Annotated in this window: 16 protein-coding genes and 1 tRNA gene; 12 read left to right on the top strand and 5 right to left on the bottom strand. The window is 68.2% G+C overall.

Annotated elements, in window-relative coordinates:
- Positions 1 to 34 precede the first annotated feature (34 nt).
- Positions 35 to 685: a ribonuclease HII gene (locus tag EKE94_RS11480; RefSeq protein ID WP_127906739.1), complete on the bottom strand. Its 651-nt coding sequence runs from the start codon at positions 683 to 685 to the stop codon at positions 35 to 37.
- 161 nt (positions 686 to 846) lie between these two features.
- Between EKE94_RS11480 and zapE the strand changes: the two genes are divergently transcribed.
- The 3 genes from zapE (at position 847) to EKE94_RS11495 (ending at position 3,828) form a co-directional block, all read left to right on the top strand.
- Complete coding sequence (zapE, locus tag EKE94_RS11485) at positions 847 to 1,920, top strand: cell division protein ZapE (protein WP_127906740.1); 1,074 nt, start codon at positions 847 to 849, stop codon at positions 1,918 to 1,920.
- A gap of 155 nt (positions 1,921 to 2,075) precedes the next feature.
- Entirely contained in the window at positions 2,076 to 2,729 is a 654-nt protein-coding gene (locus tag EKE94_RS11490) for a peroxiredoxin (RefSeq protein WP_127906741.1), read from the top strand.
- Between the two features lie 280 nt (positions 2,730 to 3,009).
- On the top strand, positions 3,010 to 3,828 hold the full coding sequence (locus EKE94_RS11495; protein ID WP_127906742.1) for an SHOCT domain-containing protein: 819 nt from the start codon (positions 3,010 to 3,012) through the stop codon (positions 3,826 to 3,828).
- 127 nt (positions 3,829 to 3,955) lie between these two features.
- Here EKE94_RS11495 and pnp read toward each other — a convergent pair whose 3' ends face one another.
- Positions 3,956 to 6,085, bottom strand: a complete 2,130-nt coding sequence (pnp, locus tag EKE94_RS11500) for a polyribonucleotide nucleotidyltransferase (protein WP_127906743.1) — start codon at positions 6,083 to 6,085, stop codon at positions 3,956 to 3,958.
- A 670-nt stretch (positions 6,086 to 6,755) separates the two neighbouring features.
- Entirely contained in the window at positions 6,756 to 7,424 is a 669-nt protein-coding gene (locus EKE94_RS11505) for a hypothetical protein (protein ID WP_127906744.1), read from the bottom strand.
- Between the two features lie 294 nt (positions 7,425 to 7,718).
- Between EKE94_RS11505 and EKE94_RS11510 the strand changes: the two genes are divergently transcribed.
- The 5 genes from EKE94_RS11510 to EKE94_RS11530 all read left to right on the top strand — a co-directional run bounded on the left by EKE94_RS11510 (position 7,719) and on the right by EKE94_RS11530 (position 11,607).
- Positions 7,719 to 8,021, top strand: coding sequence for a hypothetical protein (locus tag EKE94_RS11510; protein ID WP_127906745.1), 303 nt, complete (start codon positions 7,719 to 7,721; stop codon positions 8,019 to 8,021).
- The gene (locus EKE94_RS11515; protein ID WP_127906746.1) at positions 7,978 to 8,694 is read left to right on the top strand and encodes a winged helix-turn-helix domain-containing protein; all 717 of its coding nucleotides are present in this window, start codon (positions 7,978 to 7,980) and stop codon (positions 8,692 to 8,694) included. Before EKE94_RS11510 ends, EKE94_RS11515 begins: the two co-directional genes overlap by 44 nt.
- 251 nt (positions 8,695 to 8,945) lie before the next feature.
- Positions 8,946 to 9,761 (top strand): glycosyltransferase family 2 protein, encoded by an 816-nt coding sequence (locus EKE94_RS11520; protein WP_127906747.1) that lies wholly within the window; start codon positions 8,946 to 8,948, stop codon positions 9,759 to 9,761.
- A 6-nt stretch (positions 9,762 to 9,767) separates the two neighbouring features.
- Positions 9,768 to 10,124, top strand: coding sequence for a lipid-A-disaccharide synthase N-terminal domain-containing protein (locus tag EKE94_RS11525; protein WP_206615063.1), 357 nt, complete (start codon positions 9,768 to 9,770; stop codon positions 10,122 to 10,124).
- 4 nt (positions 10,125 to 10,128) lie between these two features.
- A complete protein-coding gene (locus tag EKE94_RS11530) occupies positions 10,129 to 11,607 on the top strand; it encodes an ArnT family glycosyltransferase (protein WP_127906748.1) in 1,479 nt (492 codons plus the stop codon).
- Positions 11,608 to 11,644: 37 nt separating this feature from the next.
- On the opposite strand, the gene EKE94_RS11535 is transcribed toward EKE94_RS11530, so the two are convergent.
- A tRNA-Arg gene (locus EKE94_RS11535) sits at positions 11,645 to 11,721 on the bottom strand.
- Between the two features lie 259 nt (positions 11,722 to 11,980).
- Between EKE94_RS11535 and EKE94_RS11540 the strand changes: the two genes are divergently transcribed.
- Positions 11,981 to 12,988: a LacI family DNA-binding transcriptional regulator gene (locus EKE94_RS11540; RefSeq protein ID WP_127906908.1), complete on the top strand. Its 1,008-nt coding sequence runs from the start codon at positions 11,981 to 11,983 to the stop codon at positions 12,986 to 12,988.
- A gap of 134 nt (positions 12,989 to 13,122) precedes the next feature.
- Positions 13,123 to 13,326, top strand: a complete 204-nt coding sequence (locus tag EKE94_RS11545; protein WP_127906749.1) for a hypothetical protein — start codon at positions 13,123 to 13,125, stop codon at positions 13,324 to 13,326.
- A gap of 3 nt (positions 13,327 to 13,329) precedes the next feature.
- On the opposite strand, the gene EKE94_RS11550 is transcribed toward EKE94_RS11545, so the two are convergent.
- A complete protein-coding gene (locus tag EKE94_RS11550) occupies positions 13,330 to 13,575 on the bottom strand; it encodes a DUF2188 domain-containing protein (protein WP_127906750.1) in 246 nt (81 codons plus the stop codon).
- A gap of 179 nt (positions 13,576 to 13,754) precedes the next feature.
- Here EKE94_RS11550 and EKE94_RS11555 point away from each other — a divergent pair, with 179 nt between their 5' ends.
- On the top strand, positions 13,755 to 14,516 hold the full coding sequence (locus EKE94_RS11555; RefSeq protein ID WP_127906751.1) for a class II aldolase and adducin N-terminal domain-containing protein: 762 nt from the start codon (positions 13,755 to 13,757) through the stop codon (positions 14,514 to 14,516).
- Entirely contained in the window at positions 14,506 to 14,805 is a 300-nt protein-coding gene (locus EKE94_RS11560; RefSeq protein ID WP_127906752.1) for a SelT/SelW/SelH family protein, read from the top strand. The genes EKE94_RS11555 and EKE94_RS11560 overlap by 11 nt, the downstream gene beginning before the upstream one ends.
- Positions 14,806 to 14,809 lie beyond the last annotated feature (4 nt).

A 14,809-nucleotide genomic window follows, 5' to 3' on the forward strand; every position in this document is an offset into this window, starting at 1 on the left:
CGAAACCCGATTCCCCGTCAATTTCTTTTTTGAATCAGAGGCTTGGCAAATCTTCTTGCCACAAGATGTTGTGGATAGGTTTGAAGGATCGCCTATGGTGAGGTGTCACGCCAAGATCTCGGAGTCCGGCGTGATGGGCCTTCGTCCCGTAGCCCGCATTGGTGTCCCAGCCGTAGCCGGGATAGTGTTGCGCAAGCTCCACCATGATCCGGTCGCGCGCCACCTTGGCCACGATCGAGGCCGCGGCGATCGAAAGGCTGCGCGCATCCCCCCGCACCGCCGGTTCGCCCGGACAGCAAAGGTTGCGTGGCAACATGTGCCCGTCGATCAGCGCGTGGCAGGGCAGGCGCGACAGCCCCTGCAGCGCCCGCTGCATCGCCAGGTGCGAGGCGCGCAGGATGTTGAGGCTGTCGATCTCCTCGACGCTGGCATGGGCGATCGAGACCTCGGCACAGCGATGCAGCTCTTCCGACAGCCGTTCGCGGCGGGCGCGGCCAAGCTTCTTTGAATCGTTCAGGCCCTCGGGCACCGCGCGGATATCCAGCACCACCGCCGCGGCCGTCACCGGCCCCGCCAGCGGGCCGCGCCCCACCTCGTCGACGCCCGCGATGCGCAGGGCGCCGCGCGCGCGGGCGGCATCCTCAAAGGCAAAGCTGGGGCCCTTGGGGGCGGGGCTGTCTTTCATCGCAAGGCTCCGGGCGGGGACGCGGGCAGGGTAGGGCAAAGCGGTGCGCCGTGCCAGCCGCGCCCCGGCACCCTTTCGGACCGGCGGGCGGCGGGATATTCGGGGACCCGAAGCCAGTGGCGTGGGTTACCGCGCCGGGCCCGCTGCAGAAGGACCAGGCAATGAGCGAAGACATGCGCGATCTCTACGCCGCACGCGTGGCCGACGGCGGGCTGACGGCCGACCCCGCGCAAGAGGCTGTGCTGGACGAATTCCAGCGCATCCTCGACGCGTTGGAGGCGCCCGAGCCGCGGCGCGGTTTCTTCGGGTGGAAGAAGCCCGAGCCGGTGCGCGGGCTTTACCTTTGGGGCGGGGTCGGGCGCGGCAAGTCGATGCTGATGGACCTGTTCTTTGCCGCCGCGCCCACGCAGGACAAGCGGCGCGTCCATTTCCACGCCTTCATGCAGGAGATTCACGCAGGACTCGACCGCGCCCGCAAGCGCGGCGTCGACGACGCGATCAAGCCGGTGGCCGAGGAGATCGGCGAGAACCTGCGGCTTTTGTGCTTCGACGAGATGCAGATTTCCGACGTTGCCGACGCGATGATCGTGGGGCGGCTCTTCGAGCGGCTGTTCGAGGCGGGCGTGGTGATCGTCACCACCTCGAACCGTGTGCCGGACGATCTATACAAGGACGGGCTGAACCGGCAGATCTTTCTGCCCTTCATCGAGCTTCTGAAACAGCACATGGCGGTGCGCGAACTGGATGCCGTGCGCGATTACCGGCAGGACCGGCTGGCGGGGTCCGAGGTCTATTTCACCCCCGCCGACCGGGCCGCACGCACAGAGATGGACCGGATCTGGGCCGACCTTGCCGACGGCCCGGGCGAGGGGCTGACGTTGAAGGTGAAGGGGCGAGAGGTCGCGATCCCCGCCTATTCCAACGGCGTCGCCCGGGCGGGGTTCTGGGACCTTTGCGGCCGGCCGCTGGGCGCTGCCGATTACCTCGCGCTGGCCGAGGCGGTGCGCGTGCTGATGCTGGAGGACGTGCCGCAGCTGTCCAGTGCGAACTTCAACGAGGCCCGGCGCTTCGTGACCCTGATCGACGCGCTTTACGAGGCCCGCACCCGCCTGATCGTTTCGGCGGCGGCCATCCCGGAAAACCTTTATATCGAGGGCGAGGGGTCGTTCGAGTTCGAGCGCACCGCCTCGCGCCTGCGCGAAATGCAGTCCGAGGGCTGGGGCGGCGCTGGCTGAAACGCCCGTTCCCGCGCGCCGTGTCGCTGCACGACATTGGCGCCCCGGCGCGGGGTGCGGCGGCATGCCTGTTCCAAATTGCCGCAATCCGCCTTTCCCCCCGGCCCGCAGGTCATATATCGGGGGGTGAGAAATTCATTAACAGGAGGTGTGACATGGCACTTCGCATCAACGATACCGTCCCCGATTTCAAGGCCGCGACCAGCCAGGGCGACATTGGCTTTCACGACTGGATCGGCGACAGCTGGGCCATTCTGTTCAGCCACCCCAAGGACTTCACCCCCGTCTGCACGACCGAGTTCGGCGCGGTGGCGAAGCTGTCCGAGGAATGGAAGAAGCGCGGCACCAAGGTGATCGGCGTGTCGGTGGACGGCGTCGAGGACCACAAGAAGTGGCAGGGCGACATCGAAACCGCCGGCGGCGCCGCGGTCGATTTCCCGATCATCGCGGATGAAGAGCTCGAAGTGTCCAAGGCCTTCGACATGCTGCCCGCCGAGGCCTACCTGCCCGATGGCCGCACCCCCGCCGACAGCGCCACCGTGCGGTCGGTCTTCATCATCGGGCCGGACAAGAAGCTGAAGCTGACGATGACCTACCCGATGACCGTCGGCCGCAACTTCGGCGAGGTGCTGCGCGCGCTCGATGCGCTGCAGATGACGGCAAAGAACGGCGTGGCCGCCCCTGCCGACTGGACCGTGGGCCAGGACGTGATCATCCCCGCCTCGGTCTCGGACGAGGATGCGAAGGCCAAGTTCGGCGACTTCACCACCGTCCTGCCCTACCTGCGCAAGGCGCAGCTGCCGGGCTGATACGCCGACCCGCGTGGTCCGGTGTTCAAGGGGCGTCCCGCGGGGCGCCCCTTTGCATGTCCGGGCCTGGCGCGCCCGGATGCGCCGGCCTGCATGGGCTCTGCTGGCCCGGGGCGTGCCGACCGGCGCCGCCGCCCGGTGCGCGCCCGCCACCCCATGGGTCGCCCGGAACACGGCGCGGCCCGGTGCGCGCCGCTTGCCGGGGCCTCTCATTCGTCCCGCGGACCTGCCCGCCGCCTTCGCGCGTTGGGACGGGGGAGACCGAGGAGGAGACCGCGCCATGCTGACCGACAAGGGACGCCGCGCCGTGGACGATCTGGCGCAGCGCCATGATATCAGCCGCGGTGCGATCGAACATCTGCTGCGCGCTTTGGCGGCAGGCCAGGGGCGGCAGGCGCAGTTCAATCACCCCGATCTGGGCGGCATGGGACAGTGGTCCGACGGGGGCATGCTGATGATCGGCGACATGTTCAATTCAGACCTGAAGGCGCGCGTCGACGCGGTGATCCGTGACGCTGCCGCCCTGGTCCGCGAGGGCGGGCTGGAGGTCTCCGAACCCAAGGGGCGCGGCGCAGGCACCGCCTGGGGCGGCGCGCTCTTCGAGCGATCGGAGTTCGAGCGGGCCGGCGGTGGCGACTGGTGGCCGCCCGACCTGGGCCGCCCGTCCAGCAGCGGCAGCCAGAACGCGATGCGCTACGCGGTCTTTCCCGGGCGCCGCAGGCTGGCGATCGAACGCAACGGCCGGACCGAGCTTTACGATACCGGCGACCACGACATCGGCGGCGTGTCACAGGCGCAATCGGGCGCCCAGACCCTGAGCTTTTCCAGCCAGCACGGCACCGTCCGCGCCGAGGATCTGACCCGCGTCGACGGCGGCGATCCGGCGCGTGCGCAAGGCGTGCCCCACGGGGCGACCCAGACACCGATGACCGAGGACAGATCGCCGCCCACCCCTCCGCCCGTGGCCCCGCCCGCCCGCGTCCATGACGCCGATGACGTTATCGCGCAGATCGAGCGTCTGGGCGCGCTGGCCGAACGCGGCCTGCTGTCGCGCGAAGAATTCGAAAAGAAGAAGGCAGAGCTGCTGGCCCGCCTTTAGCCCCGTCCGAACGCGCCGCGAGGGGCACGGCGGGATCCTCGCCACCCTCCGGGCCTTCGGGTCGCAATGCAAAAGGCCCCGGCATTTCTGCTGGGGCCTTTCGTCGTTCAGTGTGGGAGGGGGCGCCTTACTCGGCGCTTTCCTCGGTCACTTCCTGGCCGGTTTCCTGGTCGACGAGCTTCATCGACAGGCGCACCTTGCCACGGTCGTCAAAGCCCAGAAGCTTGACCCAGACCTCCTGACCTTCCGTCAGCACGTCGCTGGGATGGTTCAGGCGGCGGTTTTCGATCTGGCTGACGTGGACGAGCCCGTCACGCTTGCCGAAGAAGTTCACGAAGGCGCCGAAATCGACGATCTTCACGACCTTGCCCTTGTAGACCTTGCCTTCCTCGGGCTCGGCCACGATCGAGTAGATCATGTCGTAGGCCTTCTGGATGGCTTCGCCGTTGGCGCTGGCGATCTTGATCACGCCCTCGTCGTTGACGTCGACCTTGGCACCCGACACTTCGACGATCTCGCGGATCACCTTGCCGCCCGAGCCGATCACTTCGCGGATCTTGTCGGTCGGGATCTGCATCGTCTCGATCCGCGGCGCGTGGACCGAGAAGTCGCCCGCCTCGGTCAGGGCCTTGGCCATCTCGCCCAGGATGTGCATCCGGCCACGCTTGGCCTGGGCCAGCGCTTCTTCCATGATCTGGGGCGTAATGCCCGCGACCTTGATGTCCATCTGCAGCGACGTGATGCCGTTCTCGGTGCCGGCAACCTTGAAGTCCATGTCGCCCAGGTGATCCTCGTCGCCCAGGATGTCGGTCAGAACCGCATACTGGCCGTCGTCTTCCAGGATCAGGCCCATGGCCACACCGGCCACCGGCGCCTTGAGCGGGACGCCCGCGTCCATCATCGACAGCGAACCGCCGCAGACCGACGCCATCGACGACGAGCCGTTGGATTCGGTGATCTCGGACACCAGGCGGATGGTGTAGGGGAAATCGGTCGCCGCGGGCAGGACCGCCTGCAGGGCGCGCCAGGCCAGCTTGCCATGACCGATTTCACGACGGCCGGGGCTTCCGACGCGACCGACTTCGCCGACCGAGTAGGGCGGGAAGTTGTAGTGCAGCAGGAAGTTCGACCGGTAGGTCCCCTGAAGCGCGTCGATCATCTGCTCGTCGTCGCCGGTGCCCAGCGTGGTCACGACCAGCGCCTGGGTTTCGCCGCGGGTGAACAGGGCCGACCCGTGGGTGCGCGGAAGGATGCCGTTTTCCGCCACGATCGGGCGCACGGTTTCCTTGTCGCGGCCGTCGATCCGGTCGCCGCCGCGGATGATGTCGCCGCGCAGGATCGCCGATTCGAGCTTCTTGAAGGCCGAGCCCAGGTTCGGGTCGGTGGCTTCCTCTTCCGACAGCTGGGCCTTCACCGTGTCGCGGGCGGCGGCGATGGCGTTCGTCCGCTCCTGCTTGTCACGGATACCGAAGGCGGCGCGCATCTGGTCTTCGCCCAGGCTTTTGACCCGGTCGTAAAGCGCCGAGTAGTCCGGGGGCGTGAAGTCGAAGGGTTCCTTCGCCGCGTCCTCGGCCAGGTCGACGATCAGGTCGATCACCGGCTGGATCTGCTCGTGCGCGAAGGTGACGGCGCCCAGCATCTCGGCTTCGGTCAGCTCGTAGGCTTCCGATTCCACCATCATCACGGCGTTCTTGGTGCCCGCGACGACGAGGTCGAGCCGCTGCTCGGGGTTGTTGCGCAGGCCCTGCATGTCGTCGACATCGGGGTTCAGCACGTAGTCGCCATCGACGAAGCCGACGCGGCAGCCCGCGATCGGGCCCATGAAGGGCGCGCCCGAGATGGTCAGCGCGGCCGAGGCGGCGATCATCGCCACGACATCGGGGTCGTTGACCAGGTCGTGGCTAAGCACGGTGCACATCACCAGCACTTCGTTCTTGAAGCCGGGCACGAAGAGCGGGCGGATCGGGCGGTCGATCAGGCGCGCGGTCAGCGTTTCCTTTTCGGTCGGCCGCGCCTCGCGCTTGAAGAAGCCGCCGGGCACCTTGCCCGCGGCATAGTATTTTTCCTGGTAGTGCACGGTGAGGGGGAAGAAGTCCTGCCCCTCTTTCTGGCTCTTGGCGAAGGTCACGTTGGCCATGACGGAGGTTTCGCCCAGCGTGGCGATGACCGATCCGTCGGCCTGACGGGCGACCTTGCCCGTTTCGAGCGTGAGGGTCTCGTCGCCCCACTGCATGGATTTCGTGGTAACGTTGAACATCAGCGTATCCTTGTCGGACCATGAACGGGGCGGTCCCCGCGGTCCCTGTTGCGTGGAGGCCGTATTGCCTCCGACCCCTGGTCTGTCGTCTCGCGTGGCGCGCGGGGTCCGGCGCGCCGCATTTCAGATTGCGCTCGCCTATACGAATTCGCGTGACTTGGGAACCCGGCACGCGGTTGCGCGCACTGCGCGGGCGCCGTTTGCGCTGCCATTTGCGCGGCCGTCGCGCCGGCGCGAGGCGTCCGGTGCCGCGACGCGGGCGGCTGGGGCGCCTGTCACGGGGCAAGCAAGTGCGTGGAAGCCGCGGGCAAGGGCGCCGGATCCGCATGGTGGAAAGGGCGTTTGCTCTGCAGACGGCGCGGGGTTTCCGCTTTGGCTGGCTGGCTGGCTGGCTGGCTGGGCGCGGTCGGGTGCCGGATCAGCGGTGTGGGGCGGACGCGTGCGCTGTCGGCCCGCCGGACTATCCAAGGGTCGTCCGCGTCCGGATGGTCGGAGGCGGGATCGGATGGGCGGGGTGCGATGCCGCCCATCCGGAAGGTGGGGCAGGGACCCAGAGGGCCCCTGCCCCGGTGCGGCGTGGAACGGAGATGTGCGGGATGACTCCCACGCCGCTGCTCGCCGGAGCCGCCTCCTTACGTCACACGGAGACGGTCAGCCGGGCCTCAACCTCTCACCGCATGACGTATCCAAGACAGCGCGCGTCGTAGACGTCGCCGGGATAGCCATAGGCATAGATGCGGGTGCGGCACCGCGACGGCAGGTCCCTCACCCGAAGCCGCGCCAGGCAGTCGGTCCCGTAGACCTCGGCCAGCCCGTGCGGCGTTTCGATCCGGTGGAAGCAGGCGCGGGGCAGGTCGAGCGACTCGGGCATCGGGCGGCCCCAGCCGTGGCGGGGCCCTCCGTGTCGATCGTCGTGCCACCGGTCATGTCGGCCGCCATGCCCCCGGTCGTCGTCCCAGCCATGGCCATGTCCGCGCCCCGGGTGCCGGCCCCGGCCCCCCCGGTCGCGGTCATCGCGCCCATGGTTCCCGCGGCCATCGTCCAGCCAGTAGGGCAGCCCGCCGTCGTGCGACGGGCTGTAGGCGCGGCCATCGGCCCAGCCTTCACGGTCCCGGGCAAGCTGCAGCATCGCCCCGTCGAAGGGGGCCGCAAAGCCCGTATCCGCCCCCATGTCCGTGCGCGTCTGCGCCACGCCGCCCGAAGCAAGACCGCAGGTCATCGCGAAGCCGATAATCGGCGCCGCCAGCCACGACAGGGCGCTTGCACCATGCCGTGGCACCTTGCGCGCGGTCGGCCCCTGGTTCGGGCCGGGCTTCCGGCGGGGCAGGGCGTGGATCATGACGGCTCTCCGTATGCGGCGTCTTGCGGGGCGGCCCCGTCTCGGAGCCCGGGGCTTGGGCGGTACCGCCCGGGGCTGTTCAGGTGAGTGGCCCGGTGCGTGGCCCGATCTGCTGGCTTCGATCTGGGCGCTGCCCCTGCCGACAGGCAATATCGCGCCGTTGTTATCGGATAGCGCGGGGCAGAGGGGCCTGTGGATATTGCTTATCCGGCCCGTCCGCCGCAGGCTTGCCCCATTCTTCCCGGGACCGGCGCGCCGCCGCCCCGCCCGCCACGCAAAGGAGCCGCCCATCCCATGCTGTTGCGTATCCTCGCCCCCCTGGCCGTGGCCATGGCCCTGATCCTGCAGGCCGCCGCCGCGCCCGCCGCCTGCTATGCCGACTACAAGGCCAAGCGGGACGGCGGCCCTCTGCAGCTGCACTACGGCGTGATTGAACTGCCCCAGAACCTCTGCAACGATGCCGCCGCGCGCCGGGCCGAGATCGAGCGGCGGCTGGCGGCCGATGGCTGGACCCTGCTGAGCGTGGTGTCGACCTTCGGGCGCGAGGGGCTGGATGAAAGGCGGGGCAGTGCGTCCGACTATTTCCTTCGCTACTGACACGCGGCGGTCTACCGCGCGGGTGATCACCCTCGGGGTTGCGGCGGTGGTGGCGATCCTGGCGCTGGCGGCCGTCCTGCTTTTCGCGACGCTGCCCGACGCCAACGCCTTCAACCAGCGGGTCGAGCGGATCTTCGTCGAAAACGACCTGACCGACGCCGCCGAGATCAAGCTGCTTGAGATCCTCGCCCAGTCCGGCACGTCCTTTTCGGACGTCCTGGCCAGCTACCGCATGGTGATCTTCGTCCTTCTGGTCTTCGCCACCGGGCTTCTGGTGGCGACGCTGGTGTTCCTGGTCGCTTTGGTGGCGCTGAACCGCAGGATGGGCGAGATCGAGCGTCAGGGCATCCAGGTGTCGTCGCTGATGATCAGCCGGGACGAGAACACGGTTTACCTGAACGACATGGAGTTCAAGCTGACCCAGGCCGCGATCGAAACCCTGAGCGTGCTGGCCGAGGCGCGGATGGACGAGGACGTGCTGTCCGGGGCCGAGATCGAGGCGATGATCTCGGGCCGACTGGCCGCCGATTGCGACGAGGCCGCGGGCGCGACCCGGATCAAAAGGTTGCGCGACGCGCTGGGCAACCAGATGGTCAGCGAGCTTCTGGTCAAGAACATCGCGCGCAAGGGCTACATGCTGGCCATCGACAAGAACGTGATCCGGATGGTCTAGGCGCGGCCCCCGTCGCCTGACCAGCCGGTCGCCTCACCTGCCCCCGGTACCCGCGCCCGACCGGTCCGCGACGGGGTGGCGGGCCGGACCCGCCGCCCGCGACGTCCGGTCGGCGGCTATTGCAGCCATGCACCGGGACGGCGTCGACGTGCCGTCGTCAGCTTGCGGCGGCCGGTTTTCGTCCCTACGTGCTTGTCCTCGCCCCGAGGCCGCCGCTATTGCTGGCGGATCGCATTCCGTAGCAAGGCCGCATGCCCCAGATTTCCATCGTCACCCCCGCCCGCAACGAGGCCGAGAACATCGCCGAGCTGATCCGGGGGATCGCTGCGGCCTGTGCCGGCGAGACGGTCGAGATCATCGTCGTCGACGACGGGTCCGAGGATGCGACCGCGGACATCGTGCGGCAGATGACGGGCGAGGTGCCGCACCTGCGGCTTTTGCGCCACCCCCGCGCCGCGGGGCAAAGCGCCGCGATCCATTCGGGGGTTCGTGCCGCCCGGGCGCCGATCGTCGCCACGCTGGACGGCGATGGCCAGAACCCGCCCGAGGAACTGCCGCGCCTTTACGCACCCTTCCTGGGTGAGCATGGTCCGGATCTGGGGCTGGTCGCCGGCCAACGGGTCGGGCGGCAGGACACGACCTCGAAAAAGCTGGCCAGCCGGGCGGCGAACGCGATCCGCGGTGCGCTGCTGAACGACGGGACGCGCGACACGGGCTGCGGGCTCAAGGCGTTCCGGCGCGAGGGGTTTCTCGGCCTGCCCTATTTCGATCACATGCACCGCTACCTGCCCGCACTCTTCGTGCGCGACGGCTGGACGGTGGCGCATGTCGACGTCTCTCACCGGCCCCGGCGCGGCGGCACGTCGAAATACAACAATCTGCAACGCGGGCTTGTGGGCGCGGTCGATCTCATGGGCGTTCTCTGGCTGATCCGCAGGCGCAAACGTGCGGTGCCGTCCGAAGCCATGGTCCCGTCCGAGGCCGGGGGTCGGTCCGACACCATGCTTCGGTCCCAGACCATGCCGGTTGACGACCTTTCCGATCGTTCCACGGGCACTGGGGGCTGACACGACATGGACTTCGTTTTCAGCATGCTGCACGTCGAAAGCTGGGGCGAGTTCTCCTGGGTGGCGTTTGGTCTTCTGGGGCAGCTTCTGTTCACCGGCCGGTTCCTCGTGCAATGGATCGCCTCTGAACGGGCGCGGCGCAGCTACATCCCCATCGCGTTTTGGTATTTCTCGATCGGCGGCGGTGTGGTCCTGCTGGCCTATGCGCTGTACCGGCGCGACCCCGTCTTCGTGCTGGGACAGGCGACGGGCATCTTCATCTATGCCCGGAACCTGTACCTGATCCACGCCGAACGCCACGAGGACGAGCCCGCCGCCAGCGAGGCCGAGGATGGCGGGCCCAGGGTGAAGAACGAAGTCTGAGCCGATGCACGCCGCGCACAAAACAGGCCCCGGCGAAGGGTTGCGGCCGGCATTGGCGGTGGTGCTGGGCGTCACGCTTCTGCGGGTGGTGGTGCTGGCCGTCAACGACATCGACCTTTACGTCGACGAGGCGCAGTACTGGCTCTGGGGACAGCGGCTGGACTTCGGATACTATTCCAAGCCACCGCTGATCGGCTGGGTGATCCGGGCGGTGACCGAGCTTGCCGGATCCGACGCGGTGTTCTGGGTGCGCCTGCCAGCGCCGCTGTGCCATGGCCTCACGGCGGTGATCCTGGGCCGTGCGGCGGGCGAACTGGCCGGCCCGCGCGCCGCATTCTGGGCGGCAGTCAGCTATGTCACGCTGCCGATGACGGCCGTGGGTGGGCTGCTCATCACCACCGACACGATCCTTGCGCCGTTCTATGCCGGCGCGCTGCTGTGCTACCTGCGGCTGCTGCGCGGCGCCAGTCAGCGCGACGCGCTGCTGGCAGGGCTGCTTCTGGGTTTCGGTTTCCTGGCGAAATACGCGGCGATCTACCTGCTGGGCACCGCGGCCCTTGCGGCCATCTTCGTGCCCGCCGCGCGGCCGGGATGGCGGGCGGCGGCACTGATGTTGGTGGGCTTCGTGCTGGTCGCCGCGCCCAATGTCGTCTGGAACCTGACCCACGATCTGACCACGGTCGCCCACACCATGGACAATATCGAGTGGGTGCGCAGCGACGAAAGCGCGGGGCCGATACTGCACTGGGACGAATTGGGAAGCTTCTTCCTCAGCCAGTTCGGCGTGTTCGGCCCGGTGATGATGGGCGCGTTGCTGATCGCCGCGGTGCGGGGAAGGACGCCGGTACTGCGCAGCCTGGTCTGGCTGTCGCTGCCGGTCGTGGCGTTGATCTGCGTGCAGGCGCTTCTGGCCCGCGCCTACGAGAACTGGGCAGTCACGGCCTACTACCCCGGGCTGCTGGCGGCCGTCCTGTTCCTGCTCGACCGGCGGCGCTGGCTGGTGGCCTCGTTTGCGGTGAACGGCGCGCTGTGCCTGACGGTGGCGGTGCTGTCGCTCTTTCCCGCGGCCGTGCGCCCGGGCGGCGAGCCGCTTTTGCGGCGCTATATCGGCGCCGACGAGATGACGCAGCAGATCCTGAGCGTCGCCGTCGAAACCGGGGCCGGGGCCATCGTCGCCGATCACCGCGGCATCCTGGCCGACCTGTTCTATACCGGGCGCGACTCGACGATCCCCGTCTTCGCGCCGGTGCCGCAGGGGCGCGCCGCCAACTACTACGAAAAGCACTTCCCGCTGCCCGTCGGCGCCTACGACCGGGTGCTCTACATCGACCGGCCCGGCAACCTTGTCTGCGACGGCATGCCCACGCCCGATCCGGTGGCCGAGTTCGACACGTCTGCCGGCGCCTATATCCGCACCCGCCTCCAGGCTTGGATCGTGGCGCCGGAGTGCCAGGACGAGCTGGGGCTGAACCCCCGCTTCTGACGCCCGCGCCGCGGCAGGATCATGGGTGGCGGAGGGATGGTGACCCCGGCAGGATTCGAACCTGCAACCTATCCCTTAGGAGGGGATTGCTCTATCCAGTTGAGCCACGGGGCCGCCCCGTGCCTCTTACCGGTCCCCGCGGCGGCTGTCACGCCCCTCTGGGCGCCCTCGGGGGGCCGTTGCGGCCCTGACCTGCTGCACGGGGGCGACACCGGTGCTGGCCGGCGCAGGTTGATCTTGGAGCGGCGCGGAGAATGCGTTTAACTGAACGTCCTTACAGGATTTCCCGAACGTGACCGACGATCCGACCCTGCCGCCGACCGACCCTGCCGCCTTGGATGACGAGGCGCCCGCGATCCCGCCGCGCCGCCCGATGACCCTGCGCGACGTCTCCGAAGCGTCGGGCGTCAGCGAGATGACGGTCAGCCGGGTGCTGCGCAACCGGGGCGACGTGTCCGAGACCACGCGCGAAAAGGTGCTCGCCGCCGCGAAACAGCTGGGCTACGTGCCCAACAAGATCGCAGGCGCGCTGGCCTCGTCGCGGGTGAACCTTGTCGCGGTGATCGTGCCGTCGCTGCGCAACATGGTGTTCCCCGAGGTCATGTCGGGCATCTCCGAGGTGCTGGACGACACGCCGTTGCAGCCTGTCCTGGGGTTCACCGACTACCGTCCCGAAAAGGAAGAGGACGTCCTGTACGAGATGCTGTCGTGGCGGCCCTCGGGCGTGATTCTCGCCGGGTTGGAGCACAGCGCGGCCAGCCGCGCGATGCTCAAGGCCAGCGGCATACCGGTGGTCGAGATCATGGATACCGACGGCGAGGCCATCGACGCCGTGGTCGGCATCTCGCACCGCCGCGCGGGGCGCGAGACGGCGCGGGCGATCGTGCGGCAGGGATACGAGTCGATCGGGTTCATCGGCACCAAGATGCCGCTGGATCACCGCGCGCGGAAACGGTTCGAAGGCTTTACCGAGGCGCTGGCCAAGGATGGTCGCGAAATCGTGGATCAGGAATTCTACGAGGGCGGATCTGGCCTGCTTAAGGGGCGCGAGCTGACGCAGAAGATCCTCCAGCGCAGCCCGGACCTGGATTTCATCTATTACTCCAACGATATGATCGGTGCCGGCGGGCTGTTGTGGTGCCTTGAGAACGGGGTCGGCGTACCGCAGCGGCTGGGCCTCGCTGGGTTCAACGGAATGGAGCTTCTGGACGGTCTGCCCGCCCGCCTGGCGACGATGGATGCCGGCCGGCGCGAAATCGGGCGCGCCGCCGCGCGCATCGTCGCGGAACGGGCCAGCGGCGCGCTGACCGAGACGGGGCAGAGGCTGGAGCTGGCCCCGAACCTGCAATACGGCGATACCCTGCGGCGACCCAAGGTCTGAGCCCGGACGCGTGGCGCCGTGCCGCGGGCGTGGCGCGCCAGCAATGCTGCACTGCCGAAATTGGGCGCTTACATCCAGTCGGGGATTTGTTAAATAATCGTTACGACCACTGGGAACGCTTTTGGGGGGTCCTTATGTCGACCACGATTTCTGCCACGTCCGATGCCGAAGCCATCCTCGCCCTGCCGGAAGACACGATTCCGGATTTTCTGCGCAAGGAGATCTCGACCAAACGGCTGCATGCCCTTGTCGTGAAGCTGAACCGCGACGCCCTCGGCGGGCCTCCGGTGCGCCGGGACACCGCCCGCGCCGCACTCAAGCGGCTGGGATTCGTCTAGGCCTCAGCCGGGCGAGCGCCGCGGATCCGCGCTGCGCGGGTACGTGCGCTCTTCTTCGAAGACGCCGTCTTCCCTCTGGATCTTCACCGATCCGCGGCCGTCCGGCAGGGCGGCCTCAAGCGCGCCACCGGCCAGGGCGTCGGTCTTGGTGTCGAAGCGCGCGACCTCGGTGTTGCCATCATCCGCGCGAAGCACCCATGCATCCGACTGCGGCGCGGGGCTGAGCGTGTATTTTGGCAGATCGGTCATCCCGGGTCTCCTTTCTTCCTTGTCTTTCCGCGACATAGCGCGGCGTCGATCGCCGCCAAGGCCTGCGCGCCGGGCCGCCCGTGCCGGCCGCCGATGAAGGGACTCTGCGCGAACTGGCCAATCCGGTGTCCGGCCCCTAGGGTCGGCGCAGCTGATCGACCGATTGAAGGAGGATGCCCATGACGCCCGACGCGCCGACGCCCCGCCCGAACCTCGAACACTGGGAGGAGCGGGTTGATCTGGCCGCGGCCTTTCGCTGGGCGGCGCGGCTCGACATGCACGAAGCGGTGGCCAACCACTTTTCGCTTTCCATCGACGATTCGGGGCGGCGGTTCCTGATGAACCCCAATCAGATGCATTTCTCGCGCATCAAGGCGTCAGACCTGTTGCTGATCGATGCCGACGACCCTGAGACGATGACCGGCCCCGATGCCCCGGATCCGACCGCCTGGGGCCTGCATGGCGGGCTGCACCGGCACTGCCCGCATGCGCGCTGCGCGATGCATGTGCATTCGATCTTTGCCACGGTGCTGGCCACGTTCCAGGACCCGACGCTGCCGCCCATCGACCAGAACACCGCGATGTTCTTCGACCGCGTGGTCATCGATGCCGACTATGGCGGGCTTGCCTTCGAAGACGAGGGAGCGCGGTGCGCGGCGCTCTTCTCGGACCCGAAGAAGAAGGTGATGGTGATGGGCAACCACGGTGTCATGGTGATCGGCGATACCGTCGCCGAGACGTGGAACCGGCTCTATTACTTCGAGCGCGCGGCCGAAACCTATGTGCGCGCATTGCAGACCGGCATGCCGCTGAAACGCCTGTCGGACGAGATTGCGGCCAAGACCGCGCAGGAGCTTGAGGACTACCCCGAGATGGACGCCCGGCACCTGGCCGAGCTCAAGGCAATCCTGGACGCCGAAGGGTCGGACTATGCCGCCTGAGGCGCCCGGGCCCGGCCCGGCGATCGAGATCACCTATTGCACCCAGTGCAACTGGCTGTTGCGGTCGGGCTGGATGGCGCAGGAGCTGCTGTCGAGCTTCGGGCAGGACCTGGAGCGGGTGACGCTGATCCCCGCAACGGGGGGCGTCTTCGTCATCACCTGCGACGGCGCGGTGATCTGGGAGCGCAAGGCCGATGGCGGCTTTCCCGACGCCAAGACGCTGAAGCAGCGGCTGCGCGACCATGCCTGGCCCGAGCGTGACCTGGGCCACGCCGACCGCCCGGCCTGAGGCG

Origin of the sequence: Mesobaculum littorinae (assembly GCF_004011175.1) — a bacterium.
Lineage (GTDB): Bacteria > Pseudomonadota > Alphaproteobacteria > Rhodobacterales > Rhodobacteraceae > Tranquillimonas > Tranquillimonas littorinae.

What these genes read in the sequence shown, in the direction of transcription:
- EKE94_RS11560 (WP_127906752.1), top strand. Translation starts at nt 14,506, where the DNA reads ATGCCGCCTGAGGCGCCCGGGCCCGGCCCGGCGATCGAGATCACCTAT.
- EKE94_RS11545 (WP_127906749.1), top strand. Translation starts at nt 13,123, where the DNA reads ATGTCGACCACGATTTCTGCCACGTCCGATGCCGAAGCCATCCTCGCC.
- EKE94_RS11495 (WP_127906742.1), top strand. Translation starts at nt 3,010, where the DNA reads ATGCTGACCGACAAGGGACGCCGCGCCGTGGACGATCTGGCGCAGCGC.
- EKE94_RS11480 (WP_127906739.1), bottom strand. Translation starts at nt 685, where the DNA reads ATGAAAGACAGCCCCGCCCCCAAGGGCCCCAGCTTTGCCTTTGAGGAT.
- EKE94_RS11510 (WP_127906745.1), top strand. Translation starts at nt 7,719, where the DNA reads ATGCTGTTGCGTATCCTCGCCCCCCTGGCCGTGGCCATGGCCCTGATC.
- EKE94_RS11490 (WP_127906741.1), top strand. Translation starts at nt 2,076, where the DNA reads ATGGCACTTCGCATCAACGATACCGTCCCCGATTTCAAGGCCGCGACC.
- pnp (WP_127906743.1), bottom strand. Translation starts at nt 6,085, where the DNA reads ATGTTCAACGTTACCACGAAATCCATGCAGTGGGGCGACGAGACCCTC.
- EKE94_RS11540 (WP_127906908.1), top strand. Translation starts at nt 11,981, where the DNA reads ATGACCCTGCGCGACGTCTCCGAAGCGTCGGGCGTCAGCGAGATGACG.
- EKE94_RS11520 (WP_127906747.1), top strand. Translation starts at nt 8,946, where the DNA reads ATGCCCCAGATTTCCATCGTCACCCCCGCCCGCAACGAGGCCGAGAAC.
- zapE (WP_127906740.1), top strand. Translation starts at nt 847, where the DNA reads ATGAGCGAAGACATGCGCGATCTCTACGCCGCACGCGTGGCCGACGGC.
- EKE94_RS11525 (WP_206615063.1), top strand. Translation starts at nt 9,768, where the DNA reads ATGGACTTCGTTTTCAGCATGCTGCACGTCGAAAGCTGGGGCGAGTTC.
- EKE94_RS11515 (WP_127906746.1), top strand. Translation starts at nt 7,978, where the DNA reads ATGAAAGGCGGGGCAGTGCGTCCGACTATTTCCTTCGCTACTGACACG.
- EKE94_RS11555 (WP_127906751.1), top strand. Translation starts at nt 13,755, where the DNA reads ATGACGCCCGACGCGCCGACGCCCCGCCCGAACCTCGAACACTGGGAG.
- EKE94_RS11505 (WP_127906744.1), bottom strand. Translation starts at nt 7,424, where the DNA reads ATGATCCACGCCCTGCCCCGCCGGAAGCCCGGCCCGAACCAGGGGCCG.
- EKE94_RS11530 (WP_127906748.1), top strand. Translation starts at nt 10,129, where the DNA reads ATGCACGCCGCGCACAAAACAGGCCCCGGCGAAGGGTTGCGGCCGGCA.
- EKE94_RS11550 (WP_127906750.1), bottom strand. Translation starts at nt 13,575, where the DNA reads ATGACCGATCTGCCAAAATACACGCTCAGCCCCGCGCCGCAGTCGGAT.